Source organism: Paenibacillus sp. FSL H7-0350 (assembly GCF_038593195.1).
Lineage (GTDB): Bacteria > Bacillota > Bacilli > Paenibacillales > Paenibacillaceae > Paenibacillus_AQ.
The window spans coordinates 5591993-5615496 of sequence record NZ_CP151972.1; the positions used below are offsets into that span (position 1 = coordinate 5591993).

Genomic DNA, 23504 nt, shown 5'->3' on the forward strand with positions numbered 1-23504 from the left:
TCGCTGAAACGGTACCGTCCTTTAAAAGGACGGCAAAGCCGTTTCCACTTGTTGAATAATCTGGTGCATTCACTTCTGTATCATACCTTCTTTGTCCTGCTTCTGGCAAAGTCTGCTTCTGCGGCCTGCCGGATTCTGCTACTTTGGTGCGGGCTGCTCTTTGGCGGAAGCGAGCGTCGTTCCCTCGGGAACCGGCAGTAAGGCGCTTTTGGAGATGCCGATGAGCTGGGAGCTGTAGATTCCGCTGTGCCCGGAGAACTGATAGCTGATGATGCAGGCGATGAACATATAGACCGCTCCGCCGGAGCCGAACAGCTCGATGCCCATTATGAAGCAGGCAAGCGGTGTGTTGGTTGCTCCGCAGAAGACAGCGATGAAGCCAAGTGAAGCCAGAAAAGGCCCATATAGATGAAGAACTCCGGCCAAGCTGCTCCCCAGGGAAGCTCCGATGGCGAACAGCGGCGTCACTTCGCCGCCCTGGAAGCCGGTCCCCAGAGTGAACGCGGTGAAGATCAGCTTCCATAGAAAAGCGAAGGGCGATACGCCGTTTTCGAAGGAACTACTGATCAGTGGAAGGCCCAGCCCCAGATAGTCCCGGGAACCGGCTATGTAGACCAGGGCGATAATGATCAGCCCGCCGGCGGCGCTTTTGAGCATAGGATTACGGATTATGGCGGTGAAGGTCCGCTTCAGATAATGGGTAAGCTCACTGAACAGCAGGCTGCATAGGCCGAACAAGATGGAGGCGATTATAACCTTGACCAGCACCAGTGCATCCATGCCGGGGAAGACATCTACTTGATAGTGGATATGGTGAACGCCCCACAAGCGGGAGGCTACCAGATCACCGGTGAAGCTGGCGGCAAAACAGGGCAGCAGTGCCTTATGGCTGATCAGCCCGATGGCGATCACCTCGAGGCCGAACACCGTTCCGGCCAGCGGGGTGCCGAAGATGGAGCCGAAGCCGCCGCTGATGCCGCACATCAGCAGGATTCGGCGGTCTAGCGGACCGATTCTGAGCCAGCGGCCGAGTGCTTCTGCCAGACTGCCGCCCATCTGCACTGCCGTGCCTTCACGTCCGGCCGAGCCGCCGAAGAGATGGGTAATCAGCGTCCCGCCAAGGACCAGCGGGGCCATGCGCAGCGGAATCGCTTCGTTGCCCTGGCGGATCTGCTCCAGAATCAGGTTATTCCCCTTGCTGCTGCTCTTGCCGTAACGCATATACATTCCGCTGACGAGCGCGCCTCCTGCCGGAAGCAGGAAGAGCAGCCAGGCATGCTCCAGCCTTACCTGGGTGACCGCGTTCAGACTGGCCAGGAACAAGGCCGAGGCACTTCCTGCCAGCAGCCCGACCATTCCCCCCAGAATCACCCATTTCACGAATGTACTCCAGAGCGCAAGCTGGCTCTGGCGCGCTGCAAGCTCTGCCCACCGTTCATACTTCCTCTTCATTATGGCTAATGCCCCCCGACCCGAAATAAATACTACCCTGAAATCAAAACAGACTCCTACCAGCGTAGTTAACCACTGGTAGGAGTCATTAGCCCCGAAGGGCGGTTATGGCGAACTCCATCGCCGCAATTGAATGAAACTATCGTAAGCCGATTATCTCCAAAAGTCAATATGAACCTGGACTGTGTGTGAACGCTCCGGCAGGAACGCTTAGCCGTATCTATTCGTCACCGTTCGAGCCATTCAGCACATCGGTACCGGGCATGGCATCAGGGTCCGGGGAGACCGGGTCAACGCTGCTTCCGGGAACCAGCTCATCTGCATCCGGGACATCCTCCAGCGGAGCGGATTCCTCCGCTTCTCCTGTCACCTCTTCCTCCGAATCCGCATAATCAATCACGCTGCCGGTTAATCCGGCTGCGCCAGCCGTGTATATAGCATCCGACTCCAGCAGCTCATCCCGCTGCGGACCGGGTGTGGCGGAAGCAGGAGCGGGGCGGTCTGCACGCGGCCCAAGCCCGGCGTCCGGTACATTCAGGCCGATATCGGCTGCTAGAATAGGATCGCTCTCAAGCGCCGGATCCGAGCCGTCATCCACTACACCATCGAAATCGATCGGTGTGAAGTGAGCAGGGTCATGACTGGCCAGTGCAGATTCCAACGGGCGGTTCCCGGCGCCAACGGTTTCCTCACTGGGGCTTTGCTCAGTAATCGTGCCAAGCGGACGCAATTCTTCCAGCGGAATATCCTGCTCCGGGGAGACACCGCCCATTTTGGTATAGCGCTCATATGCAAAGTCGGCTTCCGTCTTATTGAATTCATTACCCATCGTCAATCAGCTCCCTTATCCCTTGTTGTAAGTTTTCTTCATCTTTATAGTACAACTATACCCGTTTAAGCAGCGGCGAATCTGTCCGGCATCCAGGCTGGCCATCTGATTAATATATTCATTTCTCCGGCAGAATAACCGGAATAGATGAATTAACCGAGCCGTTTCGAGGTTATTTGCAGTCTGAAGGCAGGTATAGTGCAAACGTTGTCGAAAATAAGAATCATATGGACTACATAAATACAACTAACGATTCACTGAGGTGCCACAATGAAGTTAGCATCAACCAAAACAGCCGCAGTCTTCATTATGCTGCTGCTTGTAATAACCATCATTCCAGCGGGAATCGCCATAGAATGGGACGGACATACAGAAGCGGAAATTCCATCCTGGGAGCTGAAGTGGGAAACGGCTGGGAATAGCGGTATAGAAGCTGCAACGGCAGGGCCGGCCGCCGAATGGACGCGGGTACGGGCCAGGGAGGCCAGGCCCCTTCCGCCATCTGGTACCCCTTCCGCTTGGATGCGGCTTACCTTGCCCCCTACTGGAGCAACTTCCGCTATTCTGATCGATAGAGTATTTGGCGACAACCTGAAAGCATATATAGACAACCGGCTAATCTACGATTCCAGCGGGGATGTGGAATATAGCGGCAACAAGGTGCTGATTCCGATCCCGGCGCTAGACAGTGCGAAGCCGCTCTATCTGTGGAATGCGGGAAGCGGGGAGTTTGGAATCGAGGGGGATGTAAGGGTCGGCAGCTATAATCAGCTGCTGTCCTTTTATGTGAAGCAGGATCTGGTGGACGTTGTGCTCGGAGCCGCCATGATCTTCATGGCTGGAGCGTTGCTGATCTGCCTGCTGTTCCTTAAGCCTGAATTTTTCTACAGCGGTTTCTTTCTGGCCCTGGTCATCCTGTCCTTTGGAGTGCTGCTGCTGACATACTCTCCGTTTCTGACGCTGATTTTAAGCCGGGGGGATCGTCTGAGACAGATCAGCTTCGATTTGGCCCTGTTTACCATTATGCCGGCGTTCACGCTTTATTTTGAACAGTTATTCGGACCGGGCAAGCGGGGCTTCACTACCCGTGTGCGTAAATTTCAACTGGCATATTCCCTGATCTGTACCGCAGCGCTTATTCTGAATGCCGCACTTTCCTTCCGGCTGGACGCGCTGTATGCTGTTCTGACTATTAACGCAACCGGTGTACTAATGATTGCCCAGTTTGTCTACCTGCTGTATCTGGCGTTTTCTTATGCCCGCAGGGGCAATTCAGATGCCATCCTTTTCACTGCCGGCTTCTCCGTATTTGCCTTGGTCTCCGTGGCGGAGCTGCTGCGTTACTTCCTTTCAATGGAGAGATATCATCTGTACTGGTGGAAATGGGGCATGGTGGTATTCATTCTTTCCCTGATTGCTATTCTGGGGAAACGGTTTGCGGGAAGCCATGAGAAGGCGCTGGAATACGCCAGGGAGCTGGAGAAATTCAATAATGAGCTGCAGCGTTCGGAGAAAATGGAGATTATCAGTGAGCTTGCCGCCTCGGTGGCCCATGAGGTGCGTAATCCGCTCCAGGTCACGCGCGGGTTCCTGCAGATTCTGGGGGAGCGCTCCGGCAATAAGGAGAAGGAGTATCTGAAGATGGCTGTGGGGGAGCTGGACCGGGCCTCGGTGATCATTACCGATTTCCTGACCTTTGCGAAGCCGGGCTTGGATATCGTGGATGTATTCGAAGTCTCGGGGGAGCTGAGGCATGTGTCGGGAATCCTGTTGCCGCTGGCTAATTTGCAGGGCGGCTCGATAGATCTGCGTCTGCAGCAGGAGCTTCAAGTGACGGGCAGTCCGGCCAAGTTCAAGCAGGCATTTATTAATCTGATCAAGAACAGCATTGAATCACTGCAGGAGGAGGGGCAGATTGTCGTAACGGCCTGGAGAACAGGCAACTGGGTAATCATCAGCGTGAAGGATAACGGCGAGGGGATGAAGGTCAGCGAGCTGGCCCGGCTGGGAGAACCGTATTACTCCAATAAGACCAAGGGCACGGGGCTTGGCCTCATGGTCACCTTCCGTATTATTGAAGCAATGAACGGCACGATTAAGTTCAACAGCCGCAAGGGCGAAGGGACCGAGGTGCTTATTAAATTGCCGGCCTCCACCAGGAATTAGTAAAATTTTGGTTTATTCCGTTTTTTTGAAGGAATGGGCAGAGTATGGGGCGAAATAGTAACACTACAGAACTTTGCTTCTAAAACTATCCTCTGAGGTGCTTGCATGTCTTTGATGGTCAAAAGTTTACATACAGCGTTAGTATTGTTTCTGCTTTGCCTAACTTGCGGAAGCCTCCTGGTGTCCGCGCAAAGTGCCTCCCCTGCCAGTGAGATCAGACATTGGCAGATGAAGTGGCAGGAGGGGCCGGATGATGGCGGACTCCAGGCTCCGGTAACGGAAGACCAGGGGTGGATCGATGTGGAGGCGAAGGCCGAGATGCCGCTCAAGCCTTCCGGGGTATCGTCTGCCTGGACCAAGATTACTTTGCCCTCCTATCATTACGTGTCCCCCTCCGTCTATATTCAGACGATCTATGCGCTGCATGTGAAGGTGTATGTGGAGGACCGGCTGGTTTTTGAAGGGGATCGCGGCTTTATTATGGATAATTATTCCTTGCTTGTGCCTCTGGATATGCGGGATAACGGAAAGACGCTCTATATCTGGACGCAGACGCTCCAGGACCGGATCGGAATCAAAGAGCAGGTGATGCTCGGTGAGCACAGTATTCTAATCAAGGACTATATCAAAAACGGGCTTATAGATGTGATTCTGGGCGGCGCTTTTATCTTTGTGGCGGCGGTTCTGTTTGTGTGCGCATTTTTCCTGAACAAGGAGTATTTCCCCGTGGCAGCTTCGCTCTCCATTGTCATTGCCTCTACCGGTGTGCTATCTGTAACCTACTCGCCCTTCATGTATACCTTCTATAGCTATTTAGGCGGGCTCAATGTAATTTTGTTCGATGTGGCACTGTTGTCCCTGTTACCCGCCCTGACCTTCCTGTTCGAGAAAATATTCGGCGCAGGCAAATACGGCATCATCCGCAGGTTCCGCAAATTCCAGATGGCCTATTCCTTATTCTGCTGTCTTCTCCTTATTATTAATGCTCTATCCGGGGGCCGGTATGTGGAATTCTACTACTTCATCTCCACCAACATTATCGGCATTATTATGATTCTACAATTCATTCTGCTGATCGGCTGCGTAATTGTGTTCTCCCTGAAGCGCAACAAGGATGCGATCATCTTCGCATGCGGCTTCGGTACGGCTGCTCTTACCGGGATCTTGGAGCTGCTGTGGTATTATTTCAGACGCGGGAATTATGATCTCTTCTACTGGAAATGGGCGCTGGTTGTATTCATTCTCTCGCTGATTGTGATTCTGGGGCGGCGGCTGGCGCAGAACCACAGCCAAGTGGTGAAGTATTCGCAGGAGCTGGAGCTGTTCAACAACGAATTGCAGCGTTCGGAGAAAATGGAGATTATCAGCGAGCTGGCAGCATCGGTAGCCCATGAAGTACGTAACCCGCTCCAGGTGACCCGGGGGTTCCTCCAGCTGCTCAGCGAGAAGTCGAGCGGGGACGAGCAGAGATACTTGTCCATGGCGCTCAGTGAGCTGGACCGGGCGGCGAGTATTATTACCGATTTTCTGACCTTTGCCAAGCCGGAATTTGAACATGTCTCCCTGCTGTATGTGAATGAAGAATTCATGCATATCCAGAGCATACTGCTGCCATTATGCCATTTGAACGGGGGCAAAATGATTCTGGAGGTGGAAGACGGTCTGTGGGTCAAAGGGAATTCCTCGAAATTCAAGCAGGCGATGATTAATATCATCAAGAACAGCATTGAATCCCTGGGGGAGGAAGGTACAATTCATCTGCTGGCCTACAGCCGGGGGGATAAGGTGCATATTCATATTAAGGATAACGGGGCAGGCATGGAACCGGCTGTACTTAGCCGTCTGGGCGAGCCGTATTTCTCCTCCAACAAGACGAAGGGTACAGGGCTGGGGCTGATGGTTACCTTCCGTATTATTGAGGCGATGGAGGGCGAAATCCGCTTTATGAGCAAAAAAGGAGCCGGAACCGAGTCCATCACCCTTCTGCCGCGTGCAGAAGGACCGGACGATTCCAACTCCCGATAATAGTATGACTTGAGGATGCTACCAGGTTCCCATTGGAGTGATACGTGTCTTCATTACATCGGAAGACGGGCTTGGGGGAATGACCAGGTAGAATTCATTCGAGCCTTCCTCTACGGTCTTCAGTGTAATGTTGTCAGGAAGGTTAATGCCCAGCGCTTCCTGGAGTGCTGCCTTCGGATCTGCAAGCAGTCTTTGTTTGAATGCCGGATCTTCCCACGCCTTCTGAATTACCTGATTCTTAAGAACTCCTACTGACAATACAATCACCCTTTCAAAATGGTTATAATTGCCTTTTTAGTATAGCATAGGCCATTCTATAATTCTATTGCTATTTGTATAAATTATGAGAGGTTTGCGTGCGTAGATAGCCAGTAATCCAGCCCCCCGCCCAGCAGTAATTGCTTCTGTGCTTCAATGGCAGCGGCGATCTGCTGCAGATTCTGCACGAGCATGAGATGGAAGGATACCAGCAAGGGCAGCTGCAAGCCGGCCTCTTCCAGCATCAGATGGTTGGCCTGGGCCGTTGCCGTATATTCAGTAAATCCGCCTGCTACATATATGAAGTCCTTCACTGCTGCTACGGTCAGCGGTTCTCCCGCGGCAATCCCTGTACAGGATCGTACCAGTGACAGCAGGCAGTTGTAGCTGCCGTCCTCCAGATCCTGCTCCCAATCTTCGTAGTCGTCAAGCAGCTGGAGGGTCAGCAGCACGGTGTGAATCATCTCTTCGGCTTCGGGAATGGACGAGGACTGGCTGGAGAGCAGCAGCGCGGCTGTACTGCTAAGCTTAAGCGGGCTGGCCTTATGAGAGATACGGATACGGTCATTCAGGTAGTAATCGCTGCCGGCTTCACTGCTCACACTGTCTGCCCACTCGCTGATGTAACGGCTGAAGCAGGACCAGAAGGGGGAATCTGCCGGGAATAGCGGAAGGTAGGTAGCCAGAAACTCCACATAGAGCAGATTGGCAAGCGGCAGCGCTTGCGCAGCCGAGGCCTCCGGACTGTCCATCAGGTCATCCTGGAGGAAGAAGTAGAGCATGAGGAAGACGTTACCTGCGGACATCCTGCGGGCCAGTTCAGGATTCAGGCCACAAGGGTCTTGGAGCCAGAAGGGTAGCAAGTAACAGATATAATTCTTGTTGCTGTCCGGGTTGAACACGTTGAACTGATTGAGATACGACAGGCCGCGGGCGTTAAGCGGCTCTGGAAACGCAGAGATCACCCTGCGGTTCTCCTCAAAAACTACACGGAGCTCGTCCTCATAAGCATGAAGCCAATCCATAGGCTTGTCCCCTGTCAATTATGTATTCTCCTTCTAATAATAGGCAAAAAGTGGTTATTCGATCCTATTATAATCCTGCGGTGGTCCTATTTCAATCCAAAGTTTGTTGCTGTGTGGCTCAGTATCACCGGAGGAACAGTAGTGTACCAAAAAAAGAAACCGCCCTTTGGTGAAATGGAGTACTCACACAACCATTTCAAAGGAGAGGTTTCTTAAGTATGTTCCATTGTGTTCTTACGTAATGTAGTCTACCGAACAGCCTCTGCATCCAGCTTGGCGGCAAGTGCGGTATATTCCCCGCGCAGGCGGACCAGCTTCGAGATGCTGCGCTCCAAGCCGCCCGGCCGGTTGCGACGGGTCCATAGCTGGCGATACTGGTGGAGCAGCAGATCCAGGTCATGGATCAGCGCCTGAACCTTCGCTGCCTTAAGCTTCGGATCGGCTGCGGCGAGCTGCTGCTTGAGCCGGGTGAGCTGCACGGCATGCTTCACGAAGTGTATGCCGCTGCGCAGCTCTTCTATGACCAGCCCGGCATCGCTGCATTCCAGAACCGGCTGCTCAAGCCTGGCTTCGAGGCCAAAAATGTATTGCTCCAATTGGTGAAGCTGCTCTACAGGCAGCTTCACAGCCAGCTGAACATGCTCCAGATGGCTGCGCAGCAGCATGGACATCTCCGTATCATTCGGGCGGACTGTGCCCGACTCCAGCTTGTAGTAGTTGCCCAGATCAAGCAGCAGTTGCCCGATGGTTCCTGAGCGGTCTTGGAAGACTGCCGTGTTCAGATAATGAGCCACATCCGCCTCCAGATTCCCCTCTACATTCCAGGCCAACGCTGCCCCGTAAGCGAATCCGGCATAGCTGACCGGCAGATGCTGCCAGTGGCCGAAATCGCCCCAATCGGTAATCAGGTAGCCGATAGCGCCGTTTCTCTTGCCATGTACCGCAGCGCTGCGCAGATTGGCAAGCATGTTGTCGGTCCGCCCGGTGAGCGAGTTCCAGGAGCTGGTTCCCGGACAGACATAGAACGGGATGCCTGCTTCCTTGAATTTGCGGGTATCCGCTTCAAAAGGATGAGCCGCGCTGTACCCCCACTCCATGGCGATGATATCCTTCGGCAGCCGGGGGATCAGCTCGGGATGCTGGATGATGATATCGCCCCAGAACTGCATGGTTTTACCGCGCTGCTTGACCAGTCCATGAATCTTCTGCAGGAAGGAGAGGTACAGCTCGCCTTTGCCGGAAGACTCCGCCAACGCCTGGCTTGCGCCAAGTCCCAGTTCATAGGTCTCATCGCAGCCGACATTGAACATCTCTGAGCTGAAGTAGGGAAGAAGGTCATCGTACATCGAGCCCAGGAGCTGCAATACCTCAGGGTCCTCCGTATGGAAGGTCCCGGGAGGCATGAACAATCCTTCCGGGTATAAATCGCTATCAACCATCTGATCCGGGAGCATGAAGCCTGCGGGGATCTCCGCCAGATGGTTGAACTCCGGCCGGGTCAGCCAGCCCTCCATATGGCCGAAGCTGTTCTGGTTTGGCACCAGCTCAATATACCGCTCGCGGCAGTAGGCATCTAAGCGCAGAATTTCATCGCCGGTGAGCGGAGTTTCCAGCTCCCATACCTGCGGGAAGGACTCGTAAGCAAATGGAGCTCCTTCTATATATAGCTGCAGCTGATTCAGCTTGAGATCCGCCATGAGATCAATGATCCCGTACAGGGTATCCAGTGTGGGGATTTTGTTGCGGCTGATATCAAGCATCAGTCCTCTGGCTGCGAAATCCGGCTGATCGCAGATATGCAGATAAGGCAGCGTCCGGCCGTACTGCTGCAGGAGCTGCTTCAGCGTCGCGGCTGCATAATAAGCACCTTGCGGCGAACCGTAAGCGGCAATTAGGCCTTTTTCGTTAACGTGCAGCTCATAGGCTCCTTCTGCAAGTAGTGCGTTATAGTGGAAAGTACAAGCCGGAACTGCGGCAGACCGCTGCCCTATGGACAGAGGCAGACTGAGACGGACCACCTCGGAAGCGGTCTGTTGAAGCCTGCGGGCTGCGGGAAGGGCGGACAACGGGTCCTCACCGGCCAGCACAATGCTGCCCCGGGAAGGAAGGTGGAACTGTCCTGCGGATACCGTGATCTTATGCGGCCGGGGAAAAAGCTGTAAGTGAACATCATCAGACATAGCGTGGACACCTCTTATTCATGTAGAATATGATCATCTTCATTATCAACATATCACTCCTGAACACATGGAGGAATGCAGTGTATGCCCAAGCTCATGGATTATATGATCAGTCCCTATCCTGTAAGAATTATTGATCCGAAGGTGGAGGCCGCAAGGCTGCGCCTGAAGTCGATCCGTATCGGGCAAGCCGGCCATCTGCCGGGAAGAACGTTGTTTCGTTCGGGTGTCACCTTTGAACACTGGGCCCTTGTATATATAGTCGCAGGAGGCGGAACTTATACGGAGAACGGAGGACCAGAGCAGCAGGTCCGGGAGGGAAGCCTGTTTTTTTTCAGACCCGGCTGCAGCTACAGCTTCGGACCGCCACCTGGCGGGTATTGGGATGAATACTATATTAATTTCAGCGGAAGCCGTGTCACAGAGTGGCTGGAAGCCGGAATGATTGCGGGTGGAGAGGTAACCCGGGGGGATAAGGCGGAAGAGCTGAAAGCCTCCTTTGAAAAGGTTCTGGCGTACATGACCGGGGATGTTCCCGGTGAGGCGGACCGGGCTGCGCTGCTGCTGGAGGAGATGCTGCTGGAATACTCGCTGCAGCTCCAGGGCAGCCGCCGCCCATGGCAGCAGGAAGCCATGCCGCTGATCCGTGAGGCGCTGAATGCCTGCATCTATGAGAAGCCGGATCTGCCGCGCATAGCCGAAGACCTGCACCTGTCCATGTCTACACTCCGGCGCACCGTGCGGCGGAGCAGCGGGTACCCCCTGCATGAATATATCCACCGGCTGAAGATGGCCGAGGCCAAGCATTTGCTGCTAAATACCTCCCTGCAGGTGCAGGAGATAGCGGGAATGCTTCATTATAGGGATAGTTTTTATTTTTCAAGGTTATTCAAAAAATATATGGGCCTCTCTCCGCAGATCTGCCGGAATCATATATGACAAGTGGAAATAGAAGAATAAGGTATCTTGTGAAACATATAAATTCTTATGTTTTATAAAAAAAACGACATTTTTCTACTTATTTCCTCAAAATGATCTTGGAATAATGTCGTATTTTGCAGATTTTTGTTGACATGCAGAAAAAAACAGTGCTATGCTCTAGATAATATTAGCAGTTCTAGAATAGTACTTCTAGACTATGCCGGAGATGAGACTATTGAGAGAGTATTACTGCATCAGTTGCCGCAGTCTCCATAAAGTGGTAGGACCTAGTCATACCTTGCGTATTTTGTCCACCGGGTATCATATCGTTGGCGAACAGCGCTATCAAATTTGTATATGCAATGAGGCCAAGCTGGAGCAGGTTGTTCCGGCGGCGACTGAATAGACTGTGCCGGGTGAACTCACCGGATAACTGAAGACATCCTGTCTTTCGAAGAGCCTGTCCCTGGAGGGAGAGGCTCTTTGTCATGACCGGAGCGGAACTGGATAATATTGCATACGCTATCATTTGAGAAGATGGATAGAGCTGGTTAATTTTTCATGAAAAAAGAATAATTATACCCATTTTATTTTCAAAGTAAACGCTATCATTAGAAATCGAAACTTGTTATTGTGATTTTTCTCATGTATGATGCTTTTAAACATAGCTTAGAATAAACTCGAATTTTCCACAAACTGGAGAATAGGGTGGTGGGATGAACATTAAATTAACAGCAGAAGATCGTACTATCGCCTTTTTTAGAATCTTTTCTTTGTCCCTCACATCGTTTATGTACCTCATGGTTCCTGCGGGACCTTCCGTAATATACAAATCCCTACTAATCATCGTGCTATTCTTATTTGCCCAACTATTCCCGTACTATTACCGGAGGTTTCATGCAAGAGCCCGTCCTCTCATGCTAATGATCAGTATGGAGACGGCACTCATTGCGGTGATGATGTTATTTACTGGAGGATACGATAGTCCTTTTAAGCTATATGTACTGAATCCGGTGCTGTTTGCGGCGGGTGCGCTCTCTCTTTATTTTGCCTGGAGTCTGATCTTGGGCTATATTGCCATAGTGGCGGCATCGGGCTATATGGAATCCGGTTCTCCCGGTCCTTCGATTGCTGAAATTATGCTTGCCAATGGTAACCTGTTTCTAGCCCTGGCTCTCGCGGTTATAGTTATGCAGATGGTTAAGGGGATAAAGCGGCAGCGGGAGGAAGCGAACGCGCGGACCAACGATACCATGGAACATATCAAATCGCTTTATCACATCGTGGAAACATCAAGCCAGCATGACTTCATGAATATTGGCCAAGTGATTACTGACTATGTGGTCAAGCTTACCAAGCTGGAGAAGGCCCTGTTCTGGTTCGCCAAAAAGAGCGGGGAGCCTGCTCCACAGAGCCGCCAGACGGGATGGCAGCATGAGGAGGAGCGCTTTCTGTTCATGGAGCTGGAGAAGCACGAGCATGAATGGAGGCTGCAGCGTGAACCGGTATTCAAAAGTATGCCGGGAATCGGTGACTTCCTGCTGATGCCGGTAAGAATGAGCACCCGGTTCGTCGGTATGATCGGAGTGAAGCTGGAAGCGTCGGAAGGACTGGAGGGCCGCAGATGGTACATTCAGCAGCTGATGTTCCTGTCGGAGCTGAGTGCGATTATTCTGGAGCGCCACGAGCTGGGCGTGATCGAGAACCGGCTGATCATCACGAACGAGCAGAACCGGATAGCCGATGAGATGCACGACAGTGTCTCCCAGAGTCTTTTCGGCATCGTCTATGCGACCCATTCCCTGAAGCAGACTTGGCGTAAGATGTCTGATAGGGAGCTGGAGGAGCAGATTGAGCTTATCCATGATTCAGCCACCAAGGTGGCCAAGGAGCTGCGGATTACCATCTACAGCCTCAGCTCCAAGAAGAGCGGCGGCCCAAGCTGGCTTGGGATGGTGCGCTCGCATCTGAAGAGCCTCTCCCGGCTTAACGATGTTGAGATTGAACTGAAAATAACGGGGGATGATTTCAGTCTCCCTTATCCTTACCACAAGGCACTCTTCCGGATTATCTCCGAAGCTACCGGCAATGCCATACGACATGGTGCTGCCAGCCGGGTGGATGTAGAACTGTCGCTTAAGCCGAAATGTATTAGACTATCAATTGTCGACGATGGTGTCGGCTTCGAGGCCGATCTGATCTTGGCTGAATCCGAGGATCACTCAGGCGGACTGGGAATGAAGAATATGCAATATCTGGCACAGTCCCTTGGAGGCGATTTCCAGTTAACCAGCAGTGAGAACGCTGGAACCAGAATTTTAATCTCTATACCTGTCGGTGTGGCTGAACTGAAAAATGCATAAACTTTAGGCAGGAGGTCGTTCAAGTGAAAATCGTCATTGTTGATGATCACCCTTTGGTGAGAAGAGGATTGGCATCTGTGATATCGATGCAGTCCAATCTGCAGTTTGCCGGCGAAGCAACGAATGGCCAAGAAGCACTTCTCGTGATTGAGGAGATACAGCCTGATCTTGTGCTGATTGATCTGAAGCTTGCCGATGAATCGGGCTTGGATATTATCAAGGAAGCACGCGTGCGCGGATTCTCATGCAAGTTCATCCTGCTAACGTCCTCAGCCAGCCGGGAAGATTTCCTGAAGGCGGAGGAAGTGCTGGTAGACGGTTATGTACTGAAGGAAGCTCTGCCTGAGGAATTACTGTTCGCAATTCAACTGGTTCACAAGGGCAGGAAGTATTACGATCCCGGGCTGATGGAAGATAAGATGCGTATGAGCGGCAGCAGTCCTACGGATGAGCTTACACCCAAAGAGAAGGAAGTTCTGATTGAGCTGGGACAGGGGGCCTGCAACCGTGAGATTGCTTCACGCCTGTTCATCAGCGAATTCACCGTCAAGAAGCATGTCAGCCAGATTCTGGCGAAGCTGCAGGTGGCGGACCGGACGCAGGCGGCTTTATACGCCAATGCTGTCGGGCTTACCAAATATGAGATGTCATACGATTAATAATCATCCCTGTGAATGATCGGGGACGGAGCACGGACCACGTTGTCCGTGTTTTTTTGCGTTCAGGGAAATCAGGCCGAATGTATGCGGAAAACAGCATACATTGGACTCGCAAGCAGCCCGCGGCCCAAATGTATGCGGAAAACAGCATACATTGGACTCGCAAACGGGGGCTGATGTGAAGGCGTACCAGCAGATTTCACCCGGCTGGGTGATTTTTGTGTTTGGGCAAGTAGACAACGGAAGCAGGCAAGGCTCACCGGAGGTGTTAGCATTTTCCATGGATATGGTACTAAAGTATACCATCCGCCCCCTCTAGCGGACCAAACGCAGTCACTCAAAAGTGAAGTGTAAAGTGATGCGAGGGGGCATGTGATAAATCCTGCGCATTGTTAGAATAAAAGCAAGACATCTGAAACTTTCATGATTGCTTTCAAAACGAACACAAGCGGAAGGAGGGTTACTGTGGAAAAGACGATTCTGGATTACATTAACCTGATAAAGAAAAAATTATGGTTAATCATGGTGTTTGTACTTATCTCCTGCGCCACCACCTTCTACGTCAGTAAAAACTTCGTTGCACCCGTCTACTCCGCCTCTGGACAGCTACTGGTCAACAACGTTGTGAATGTCCCCGAGAGCAATAATCTCAACGCGCTGAACTTCAGTCTTAACCTCATCGAGAGCTATAAGGAAATCATGAAGTCCCCAACCATTATGAAGAGTGTGATCGCGGAGCATCCCGAGTTCGGTCTGACGGCGGGCCAACTGGCTGCCAAGCTGCAGATCAAATCCTCGGAGAAAAGCCAGGTGATCAATCTGACCGTGGAGGATAAGGATTACGGCACCGCAGCTACGATTGTAAATGCGGTTTCGCAGACCTTCATCCGCAGCCTGCCGGCACTGATGAATCTGGATAATGTTACATTCCTGACTCCGGCTGATCCTGCAGCCCAGCCTCTGCCGGTCAACGGCGGGGTGACCATGAATATTCTGATTAGCTTCGTGGTGTCACTGATGGCCGCGGTCGGGCTTATCCTGCTGATGGAGACGCTGAACGGTACGCTGAGAAATGAGAAGGAAGCGGAATTCGAGCTTGGTCTTCCGGTCATTGCCAGTATTCCGGCAATCCGCAAACGCGATTTCGGCAGTGTGGATAATGATAAGGCAAGAGTAGGGGAGGGCAAATATGTTACGGCTGAATAGAAGTCTAATCGCGGATATGAACCCGTCATCGCATGTGTCCGAATCCTTCCGCTCGCTGCGCACGTATATCCGCCAGCTCGGCTTGCTGAAGGGACCAGGCGGTCAGGTGCTGCTCTTCACTTCAGCAGAGGGCGGTGAAGGCAAGACCACCATTCTTTCCAATCTGGCCGTATCCTTCGTACAGGACGGCAAGAAGGTGGCGGTGGTGGATTGTAACCTGCGGAAGCCCGGCCTGCATAGCGTCTTCGATGTGGAAGGCAGCCAGGGGCTGGCAGCTTACTTAAGCGGCTACGAGGAAGCTAAGGACGTTCTGGTATACGGCAGCTTGGCGAATCTGGCGGTCATCCCTGCCGGAGTGAGTACGGTCAGTCCGCCGGATCTGCTCGGCAGCGAAAGAATGACCGGGCTGCTTACGGAGCTGAAGGCAAGCTTCGATCTGATTCTGCTGGATTCTCCGCAGGCGGTTGATTACAGCGATGCACGGATTCTGGCCCCACTCTCGGACGGGGTGGTCATTGTCGCCAGACACGGCCGGACGAAGCGCGAAGCTCTCCGCAAGCTGAAGGGTCTCATGGAACAGACAGGTGTAAGGATTCTCGGAATAGCAATGAACCAGACCAAGTAGAACACTGAAGCGGCAATGTGAACGAAACTATTGGGAGGTATGTGTGATGAAAAAGGTAAAAAAGGTAATTATCCCGGCGGCCGGGTTAGGCACACGTTTCCTTCCGGCGACCAAGGCAATGCCCAAGGAAATGCTGCCTATTATCAACAAACCGACGATCCAGTATATCGTGGAGGAGGCCATTGCCTCCGGGATTGAAGACATCATCATTGTAACCGGTAAGGGAAAGCGGGCGATCGAGGATCATTTCGATAACGCCTTTGAGCTTGAATCCCGGCTGCTGGAGGACGGTAAGCTGGAACTGCTCAAAGAGGTGCAGCGGTCCTCCAAGGTGGAAATTCACTACATCCGGCAAAAGGAACCCAAGGGTCTCGGCCACGCCGTATGGTGTGCCAGACGGTTCATCGGCGACGAGCCGTTCGGTGTTATGCTCGGCGATGATATTGTAACCGGACAGGTCCCTTGCCTGAAGCAGCTGATCGACCAGTATGAGGAGACTCAGAACTCGGTAATCGGGGTACAGGTGATCCCGGATGAATTCACGAACCGCTACGGGATTATTGAGCCGGATATGCAGGACGGGAAGCTCTACCGGGTGAACAACTTCGTGGAGAAGCCGGCACTCGGCACGGCGCCTTCCAATCTGGCGATCATGGGCCGTTATGTATTTACCCCTAAGATCTTCAAGTATCTTGATCTTCAGGAGAAGGGCGCGGGCGGCGAGATTCAGCTGACAGATGCCATTCAGAAGCTGAACCAGAGCGAACGTGTCTACGCTTATAACTTCGACGGTACCAGATATGATGTCGGCGAACGGCTTGGCTATATTTTGACCACACTGGAATTTGCCTTAGAGAGCGAGGATCTGCGTTATCAGGTCATGGATGCTATGGCGGAATGGCTGAACAAAGCGGGACAGACCACGCTCAGCAGCTGAGACGGTTCCCCGCAAGTGAGCGGCACAAGCCGGAGTCAAGAAGTAAGGCTGCATAAACCTTTACGAGAAATGAGGAGAGATGAGCATGCAAAAACTGCCGGAAGACTATGAGGCCGTCCTGCCGAAACTTTACATGCTGCATTCGGGTGAAGAAAGCAAGGGAATGGAATCCTATCTGGTTATGAAGCGGATCATCGACATCTTGTTCTCTGCCCTGGGGCTGCTGTTCCTGCTCCCGCTCTTCGCAGTGGTGGCTGTCCTGATTAAGCTGGAAGATCCGAAGGGCAAGGTGTTCTTCCGCCAAATGCGGGTCGGCAAGGACGAGAAGCTGTTCCCTATGTACAAGTTCAGATCCATGGTCTCTAATGCCGAGGAGCTGAAGGAGAGTCTCATGGCCTATAACGAAGTAAGCGGCGCGATGTTCAAGATCAAGAATGATCCCCGTATTACGCGGATTGGAAGATTCATGCGCAAGACCAGTATTGATGAACTGCCGCAGCTCTGGAACGTGCTGATGGGGCATATGAGTCTGGTGGGTCCCCGTCCTCCGCTCGTTGAAGAGGTGGAGCAGTATACGGAATACGACAAGCAGCGGCTGATGGTAACCCCCGGCTGCACCGGCTACTGGCAGGTGAACGCCAGAAACAGCGTCGGCTTCGACGAGATGGTTCAGCTGGATCTCACGTATATCCACATGCGCAGCACAATGCTCGATCTGAAGATTATCGTCAAGACCGGCCTGATGCTGCTCGGTTCCAAAAATGCTTATTAAAAATATGGAAATTAGGTGATGCCGATGTTCGTACACGGAGCTGTACCTGAGATTTCCATTATCATATGCACCTATAACCGGTCGGCGCTGCTGGTGAAGACTCTTCATTCGCTGCTGCCGCTGGAGAATCTGCACCAGGCCGAAATCATCGTCGTGGATAACCAGTCCACGGATGATACGGCGGCCGCCATTAAGGGGTTCATCGAGACCTATGGTGCCGATATGGATATCCGTTATCTGCTGGAGCCGGTTCAAGGGCTGTCGGCAGCCCGGAACACAGGGATTCTGGCTTCCAAATCGCAGCTCATCGCCTTCCTGGATGATGATGCGATCCCTTGCCGGACCTGGATTACAACCATTGTGAACACCTTTGCGGATAAGCCGGAGGTGATGGCAATGGGTGGCAAGATTGCTCCGATCTTCGAGAGCAAGCGCCCGGATTGGCTGATCAAGCCGTTCGAGCTTCCGTATACGATTGTCGATCTGGGCAGCCGGATCAAAGAGTATCCGAAGCGCCTTCACCCCTGCGGTGCCAACATGGCGATGCGCAAGCCGGTGTTCGATATCAGCCTGTTCCCGCTTGAGCTGGGACGCAAGGGAGATTCGCTGCTCTCAGGTGAAGAGACCTGGTTGTTCAGCCAGCTGCAGCAGGAAGGACATTCCATTCTCTATCATCCTGAGATGGCCGTGGATCATTTCGTTCCCGCTAACCGGCTGACGGAAGATTGGATCATGAAGCGGTACTACAGCCAAGGCATATCGAACGCTATGAAAAGTGAAGGAATGATAGGGCATCTGCTGCTCCTGGGCAAGACGGGCGCCAAAGTGATCTACATCCTGGCAGATTCCGTTCTTTCCCGCAGTAAGGGAAGGAAGCTGCTGAATAAATGCCGGCTGGAGAGTATTCGCGGAACTCTCCATATGATTCTTAACCGGAAGAGGGAATCCGCAGCGGGGTGAGGGGAGGACGCGCGATGATCAATTTTGAGTGGGGCTCCAAAATAAATAGTCTGCCATACGGAGTGCTCTATCTCGTAACTGCACTGTTCCTGGGAACAGCTGTCATCTTCCAGCCGGTCATCGCAGTAGCGGCCGTATTCTTCATTCTGCTGCTGGTTGCCTCCCTATCACGCCCTGAGCTGATCAGCTATTTCGTTCTGCTGACCACGGCGGTCTCGATTAACTTCTTGTACAGCGGGAGTATGTTCGGTATTGAGATCCTGTCGCTCTACAAGCTGGTTATTCTAATGCTGCTGGTGCCGTGTATCCTGGTCAATGGCCTCAGGTTCAAGCTCAGCCCTCCCATATGGGCGATGCTGGCCCTGATTCTGCTCACCTTCAGCTTCTCCATCTGGCTGCCGGAGATGAGCACATCGATTGCGGTCAAAGCTTTCATCGGACTGTCTCTGCCCTTCGTACTTCTGCTGATCAACTGGAAGAAGGAGGTCGCCGAGAAGCAGATTCGGATCATTACCCTGCTGCCGCTGGTCAGCATGCTGCTGGGTGTAGTGCTTCAAGCGGCGAATATACATTCACTGGTAGCCGTTGAGTTCACAGGCGCGGTGCGGGTGCAGGGGGCGAACATTCCGCCTCACCTGGCGATGCTGGCCTTCATGGGAGTAGCGATCGCATTCATCGAGATCAAGCGCAGTCCGCAGTATATCCGGTTCAATTACATCATGCTGGGGCTGAATTTCTTCATTCTGGTGATTACAGGCACGCGGGGGCCGATTCTCGCCCTGGTGCTGATGGTACTCTATTACTTCTATGACATCTCCCGCGCTTTTCTGAAGGGCAAGAAGAAGTACCTGCTCCCGCTACTGGGCTCCCTGCTGATCATTACCTCGGCGGTGTATATGCAACTCGACAACATCAAGAAGCGCTCCTTCGAACGGACGACCGAGACGGGAATTGACCTGTCAGGGCGGGCGGAGGCCTGGGAGTACTTCCTGAACAAGGCGGCGGATTCGCCGGTGGCAGGACGGGGTCTTGGAGCCGTAACGGTGGCTAATGACGGAACGCTCTACGGAGGGTTCGTGGTTCCGCATAACGAATATATCCGCTTTTATTACGATGGGGGATACGTCGGGGCCATCCTGCTGCTGCTGTCCTTGCTCGCTGTGTTTTTTATGGTATACAAAGTTCTTTTGCCGGCGGTCAAACCTTATTATCTGCTCTTTATTGCAGCATTTCTAATCTATTCTTTCACGGATAACACGCTGTCGACGGTCCAATTCATCATTCCGTTCTGTTGGTACCTGAACTGCCTGTACCGATCTTCACAGCTGACCGATTCCCCACAAAAAGAAGTGATACGATGAACCAAGTGAATATGTTCGATGTCAATTTCGATAACTATGATTTCATGGACCTGCTGGATTATATCGACAGAACCATTCAGGAGAGGAACCAGTCCTACATCCTGACCTGCAATGTCGATCATGTGATCAAGCTGCGCAAAGACAAAGAGTTCCGGGAAGTATACTCCGAAGCAGGTGCCGTAGTCGCAGACGGGATGCCGCTGATCTGGGCGTCCAAGATGCTCGGCAAGCCGCTGAAGCAAAAGGTGTCCGGGGCTGACCTGTTCAGCCGCCTGGGCAATGCGTTCGAGCAAAGGCAATACCGGTTGTTCTTCCTCGGTGCTGCCGAGGGTGTGGCGGAGCAGGCTACGAAGAATCTGAAGGCCGCCTTCCCTGGCATTAACGTAGTGGGCTGTTATTCGCCTTCCTACGGCTTCGAGCATAACGAAGAAGAGAACCGGCATATTATCCGGTTGCTGACCGAGAGTCAGCCCGATATCGTGTTCGTAGGAGTAGGCGCACCGAAGCAGGAGAAGTGGATCTACCGTCACTATACCTCCTACCAGGCGCCGGTCTCCATCGGCGTAGGTGCCACCTTCGACTTCCTGTCCGGCTCGGTGAAGCGGGCACCGGATTTCATGCAGAGAACTGGCATGGAGTGGCTATGGAGACTTAGCCAGGAGCCGGGCCGTTTATGGAAAAGATACCTTGTCGACGATGCCCAGTTCCTGGTGCTGCTGCTCAAGGAGATGCGCAAACGGGGTAAGGTGAAGAACAGCAGTACGGATTGAAGAAAGCGGCGAAAGACGGGAGGCAGGGAATGAAGATGCTAAGCAGAGATGAGAATAGTCTGAATCTTCCATCGGCACAGGCCGTGAAGTCGGCTGTAATGATGACCTTGATCTGCGCTGCGGCGTTGGCCCTGCCGCTTGCGATCGGCTTCGCCAGTGCGAACCTGAGCGCGTCGAACAGCCTGCAGGGCATTATTCTGGCGGGCATTCTCTTTCCGGCCTTGCTGCTGGCCCTGCTGAATACACGGATGCTTATCCCGTACACTCTGCTGATCTGGGCGATTGCCCCGGAGCTGCGGCGGATTGCAGACTGGTACGAAGGGGTCTATCACTCCGTATCCCTGCTCAGTCTGGCCCCGCTGCTGACCGGAGCGACCTTAGCCATTCCGGTGCTGCGGGAAATTCACCGGATTCGCAAGTCCTCCACCCGGATCATACTGTTGTTCTCCATCGCACTCGCCTACGGCGCATTGATTGGCCTGGCGAAGAACGGTATCGGCTCGGTATACGATCTGGCGAATTACATCGTACCGCTGCTGCTGATTCCCTTCTTCGCGGTCACGCCGTTTAAGCCGAAGGATATCGACCGGCTGCTGTACGCTTTTGCCAATATTGCCGTGCTGGTTGCGATCTACGGGATCGTGCAGTATCTGACCGTTCCTCCCTGGGACGCCTTCTGGATGCGGAACGCCGATATGATCTCCATCGGGACTCCCTATCCGCTGGAGATCCGGGTCTTCTCGACCCTGAACTCTCCGGGTCCGGCAGCAACCTTCCTGGTCTTCGCCCTGGTGCCGATGATTCTGGAGAAAAGATGGCAGGGTACCCTGCGCTGGCTCGGTGTTCTGCTCGTAGTAGTCTGCCTGCTGACTACGCTCGTCCGGTCCGCCTGGCTGGTCCTGCTGGTGATGCTGCTGGTTTACATCGCTTCCTCTCCCTCCAAGGGTAAATGGAAGACGCTGCTCCAGCTCGCCTTCGTGGCAGCCGCGCTGTTCTGGATCGTTCCGAAGCTCCCTGGAGCAGAGGGGCTGGTGGCCCGGATGGAGACCCTGACCTCCGTGCAGGAGGATCATTCCTACAATGAACGCCTCAGCCTCTGGACCAATATGCTGCCCATGGTGGCTGGCAATCCGGTAGGGCAGGGGATCGGCAGTGTAGGCCAGGGCACCAAGCTCGGCAACGGCGGAGAGCTGGGGGAATACGGAAACATGGATAACGGCTTCATCGCGCTGCTGCTCACCTTCGGCGTACTCGGTGCATTGTTCTTCTTCGGAGCCCTCGGTGCGGTCATCAAGGAGATCGGCGCCAGAGTCACCCGCAGGAATGAACTTCAGCCTTACGCCAGACTGGCGCTGGCGGCGTGGATGGGAGCTGTAGCCAGCCTGATCTCGGATAATGGCTTTCCCGGTCTTAAGGGGTATCTGATCTGGATGCTGATCGGACTTGGCCTCAGCGCCAAGGAGCTCACTCAAAGCAGAAAGAAGGGACTACCGCATGCAGCAGTCAAGCGCCAAATCACTACCCGCTAACCGGGTATGGTCCACCTTCCGGAGATTCACGAAGAGTAAGGACAATAGCTCGGCTGCTGTCAAAACGATGTTCGTCAGCGTGCTGATCCTGCTGGTCAATATGCTGACCGGCGTACTGACCGCCCGTTATCTCGGCCCGTCAGGCCGGGGGGAGCAGACAGCGATGGTGAACTGGTCGCAGTTCCTGGCCTTCAGCATGAGCTTCGGCATTCCCTCGGCGCTGATCTATAACGCCAAGAAGAATCCGGAGGAAGCCGGGGTGCTGTACCGGATCGCCCTGCTGATCGGCCTAACGTTCGGAACCATCGCCATGACCGTCGGAATACTCGTGCTACCGTATTGGCTGGGGTCCTTCAGTCATGAGGTAGTGGTCTTCGCCCAGTGGTCGATGATTCTCTGCCCGCTGATTGTGGTGTCGCAGATCAACAACGCGGCCTTCCAGTTCAGAGGGGATTATAAGACCTTCAACTGGATGCGTTACCTGGTACCGCTGCTGACGCTGGGAGCCATCGGGATTCTGATCCTGACCGGCTACATGAATCCTTATACAACTGCACTGGCTTATCTGGTTCCGTCGGTTCCGCTGTTCATCTGGATGACCATCCTGCTGCTGCGGACCTACAAGGTCAAGCTCCGGGATTCCTATCTTAATTTCAAAAGATTGTTCACCTATGGTCTGGGCTCCTACGGAAACGACCTGCTCGGACAATTCTCAGTATACATAGACCAGATCATCATTGCCGGATTACTCAGACCGGCAGATCTGGGGCTCTATGCGGTAGCGGTCAGCCTGTCGCGTATGGTGAACTTCTTCGCGAATTCGATCACGGTGGTGCTCTTCCCGAAGGCCTCCGAGATGGCGAAGGACGAAGCGGTTGCCCTTACCTTCAAAGCTTTCCGGATCAGTACTACCTGTACTCTGCTTGGCGCAGTGTTCCTGATGCTGGTAGCGCCCTTTGTCATCCCGCTGCTCTACGGCAAGGATTTCAATACCGCGCTTACCGTGTTCCGCCTGCTGCTGCTGGAAGTGACCATCAGCGGCGGGACGCTGATTCTGGCTCAGGTGTTCATGGCGCTGGGCAAGCCGAAGTTCGTATCCATCCTGCAGGGGGTCGGCCTGATCCTGGTGATTCCGCTGCTCTTCCTGCTGGTGCCGAAGTTCGGATTGTTCGGAGCCGGGGTGGCTATGCTTTCCTCCTCTGTGCTGCGGTTCCTGTTCATTATTCTCAATATCAGGTACAACCTGAAGGTTAAGCTTCCGCGGCTGCTCATTAACGCCCAGGACCTTCAGTGGATGAAGACGACGATGAATTCGTATATTCGTAAGAAACCTATGGATGTGTAGAAGATGTCTAGGCAGTTAAGGGTTTGATTCAAGTGTTTTGCTTATGAATCAAATGGTTTGTATTTGTTTCAGCGAGCAGAGACACGATGCGAGCCCCTATCTGCTTAAAAAACCATGGGAC

The 23504-nt window shown here is 53.2% G+C and carries 19 protein-coding genes and 1 riboswitch; of the genes, 14 read left to right on the top strand and 5 right to left on the bottom strand.

The window, feature by feature from the left end:
• Window positions 1–138: 138 nt before the first annotated feature.
• Together NYE24_RS25400 and NYE24_RS25405 are read right to left on the bottom strand one after the other, a co-directional pair.
• Window positions 139–1452: a voltage-gated chloride channel family protein gene (locus NYE24_RS25400; RefSeq protein WP_036693586.1), complete on the bottom strand. Its 1314-nt coding sequence runs from the start codon at window positions 1450–1452 to the stop codon at window positions 139–141.
• A 72-nt stretch (window positions 1453–1524) separates the two neighbouring features.
• Window positions 1525–1586, bottom strand: a riboswitch (Fluoride riboswitch).
• A gap of 86 nt (window positions 1587–1672) precedes the next feature.
• Window positions 1673–2281, bottom strand: a complete 609-nt coding sequence (locus tag NYE24_RS25405; protein ID WP_342476977.1) for a hypothetical protein — start codon at window positions 2279–2281, stop codon at window positions 1673–1675.
• Between the two features lie 270 nt (window positions 2282–2551).
• Here NYE24_RS25405 and NYE24_RS25410 point away from each other — a divergent pair, with 270 nt between their 5' ends.
• Both NYE24_RS25410 and NYE24_RS25415 read left to right on the top strand, forming a co-directional pair.
• Window positions 2552–4447: a sensor histidine kinase gene (locus NYE24_RS25410; RefSeq protein WP_076157052.1), complete on the top strand. Its 1896-nt coding sequence runs from the start codon at window positions 2552–2554 to the stop codon at window positions 4445–4447.
• A 180-nt stretch (window positions 4448–4627) separates the two neighbouring features.
• Window positions 4628–6472 (top strand): sensor histidine kinase, encoded by a 1845-nt coding sequence (locus NYE24_RS25415; protein WP_235218383.1) that lies wholly within the window; start codon window positions 4628–4630, stop codon window positions 6470–6472.
• An 18-nt stretch (window positions 6473–6490) separates the two neighbouring features.
• On the opposite strand, the gene NYE24_RS25420 is transcribed toward NYE24_RS25415, so the two are convergent.
• The 3 genes from NYE24_RS25420 to NYE24_RS25430 all read right to left on the bottom strand — a co-directional run bounded on the left by NYE24_RS25420 (window position 6491) and on the right by NYE24_RS25430 (window position 9935).
• Window positions 6491–6730: an NHLP leader peptide family RiPP precursor gene (locus NYE24_RS25420; RefSeq protein ID WP_036693592.1), complete on the bottom strand. Its 240-nt coding sequence runs from the start codon at window positions 6728–6730 to the stop codon at window positions 6491–6493.
• An 83-nt stretch (window positions 6731–6813) separates the two neighbouring features.
• Window positions 6814–7755: a hypothetical protein gene (locus NYE24_RS25425; protein WP_036693794.1), complete on the bottom strand. Its 942-nt coding sequence runs from the start codon at window positions 7753–7755 to the stop codon at window positions 6814–6816.
• A 248-nt stretch (window positions 7756–8003) separates the two neighbouring features.
• Window positions 8004–9935, bottom strand: coding sequence for a family 20 glycosylhydrolase (locus NYE24_RS25430; protein ID WP_342476978.1), 1932 nt, complete (start codon window positions 9933–9935; stop codon window positions 8004–8006).
• A gap of 84 nt (window positions 9936–10019) precedes the next feature.
• Here NYE24_RS25430 and NYE24_RS25435 point away from each other — a divergent pair, with 84 nt between their 5' ends.
• From NYE24_RS25435 to NYE24_RS25490, 12 genes are all read left to right on the top strand, one after another.
• Window positions 10020–10874: a helix-turn-helix domain-containing protein gene (locus tag NYE24_RS25435; protein WP_036693594.1), complete on the top strand. Its 855-nt coding sequence runs from the start codon at window positions 10020–10022 to the stop codon at window positions 10872–10874.
• 905 nt (window positions 10875–11779) lie between these two features.
• The gene (locus NYE24_RS25440; RefSeq protein WP_342476979.1) at window positions 11780–13219 is read left to right on the top strand and encodes an ATP-binding protein; all 1440 of its coding nucleotides are present in this window, start codon (window positions 11780–11782) and stop codon (window positions 13217–13219) included.
• 23 nt (window positions 13220–13242) lie between these two features.
• Window positions 13243–13878 (top strand): response regulator transcription factor, encoded by a 636-nt coding sequence (locus tag NYE24_RS25445; protein ID WP_036693598.1) that lies wholly within the window; start codon window positions 13243–13245, stop codon window positions 13876–13878.
• 465 nt (window positions 13879–14343) lie between these two features.
• A complete protein-coding gene (locus NYE24_RS25450; protein WP_341028917.1) occupies window positions 14344–15084 on the top strand; it encodes a Wzz/FepE/Etk N-terminal domain-containing protein in 741 nt (246 codons plus the stop codon).
• Window positions 15068–15709, top strand: coding sequence for a CpsD/CapB family tyrosine-protein kinase (locus tag NYE24_RS25455; RefSeq protein ID WP_036693602.1), 642 nt, complete (start codon window positions 15068–15070; stop codon window positions 15707–15709). The genes NYE24_RS25450 and NYE24_RS25455 overlap by 17 nt, the downstream gene beginning before the upstream one ends.
• A gap of 46 nt (window positions 15710–15755) precedes the next feature.
• Window positions 15756–16646 carry a UTP--glucose-1-phosphate uridylyltransferase GalU gene (galU, locus tag NYE24_RS25460; RefSeq protein ID WP_036693604.1) on the top strand — a complete coding sequence of 297 codons (891 nt, stop codon included), beginning with the start codon at window positions 15756–15758 and terminating at the stop codon, window positions 16644–16646.
• 79 nt (window positions 16647–16725) lie between these two features.
• A complete protein-coding gene (locus NYE24_RS25465) occupies window positions 16726–17418 on the top strand; it encodes a sugar transferase (RefSeq protein ID WP_036693606.1) in 693 nt (230 codons plus the stop codon).
• Window positions 17419–17442: 24 nt separating this feature from the next.
• Window positions 17443–18378 (top strand): glycosyltransferase, encoded by a 936-nt coding sequence (locus NYE24_RS25470; protein WP_036693797.1) that lies wholly within the window; start codon window positions 17443–17445, stop codon window positions 18376–18378.
• 14 nt (window positions 18379–18392) lie between these two features.
• Window positions 18393–19739, top strand: coding sequence for an O-antigen ligase family protein (locus tag NYE24_RS25475; RefSeq protein ID WP_342476980.1), 1347 nt, complete (start codon window positions 18393–18395; stop codon window positions 19737–19739).
• Entirely contained in the window at window positions 19736–20509 is a 774-nt protein-coding gene (locus tag NYE24_RS25480; protein WP_036693609.1) for a WecB/TagA/CpsF family glycosyltransferase, read from the top strand. The genes NYE24_RS25475 and NYE24_RS25480 overlap by 4 nt, the downstream gene beginning before the upstream one ends.
• 98 nt (window positions 20510–20607) lie before the next feature.
• Window positions 20608–22038, top strand: a complete 1431-nt coding sequence (locus NYE24_RS25485) for an O-antigen ligase family protein (RefSeq protein WP_156949594.1) — start codon at window positions 20608–20610, stop codon at window positions 22036–22038.
• A complete protein-coding gene (locus NYE24_RS25490; protein WP_342476981.1) occupies window positions 22004–23383 on the top strand; it encodes an oligosaccharide flippase family protein in 1380 nt (459 codons plus the stop codon). The genes NYE24_RS25485 and NYE24_RS25490 overlap by 35 nt, the downstream gene beginning before the upstream one ends.
• Window positions 23384–23504 lie beyond the last annotated feature (121 nt).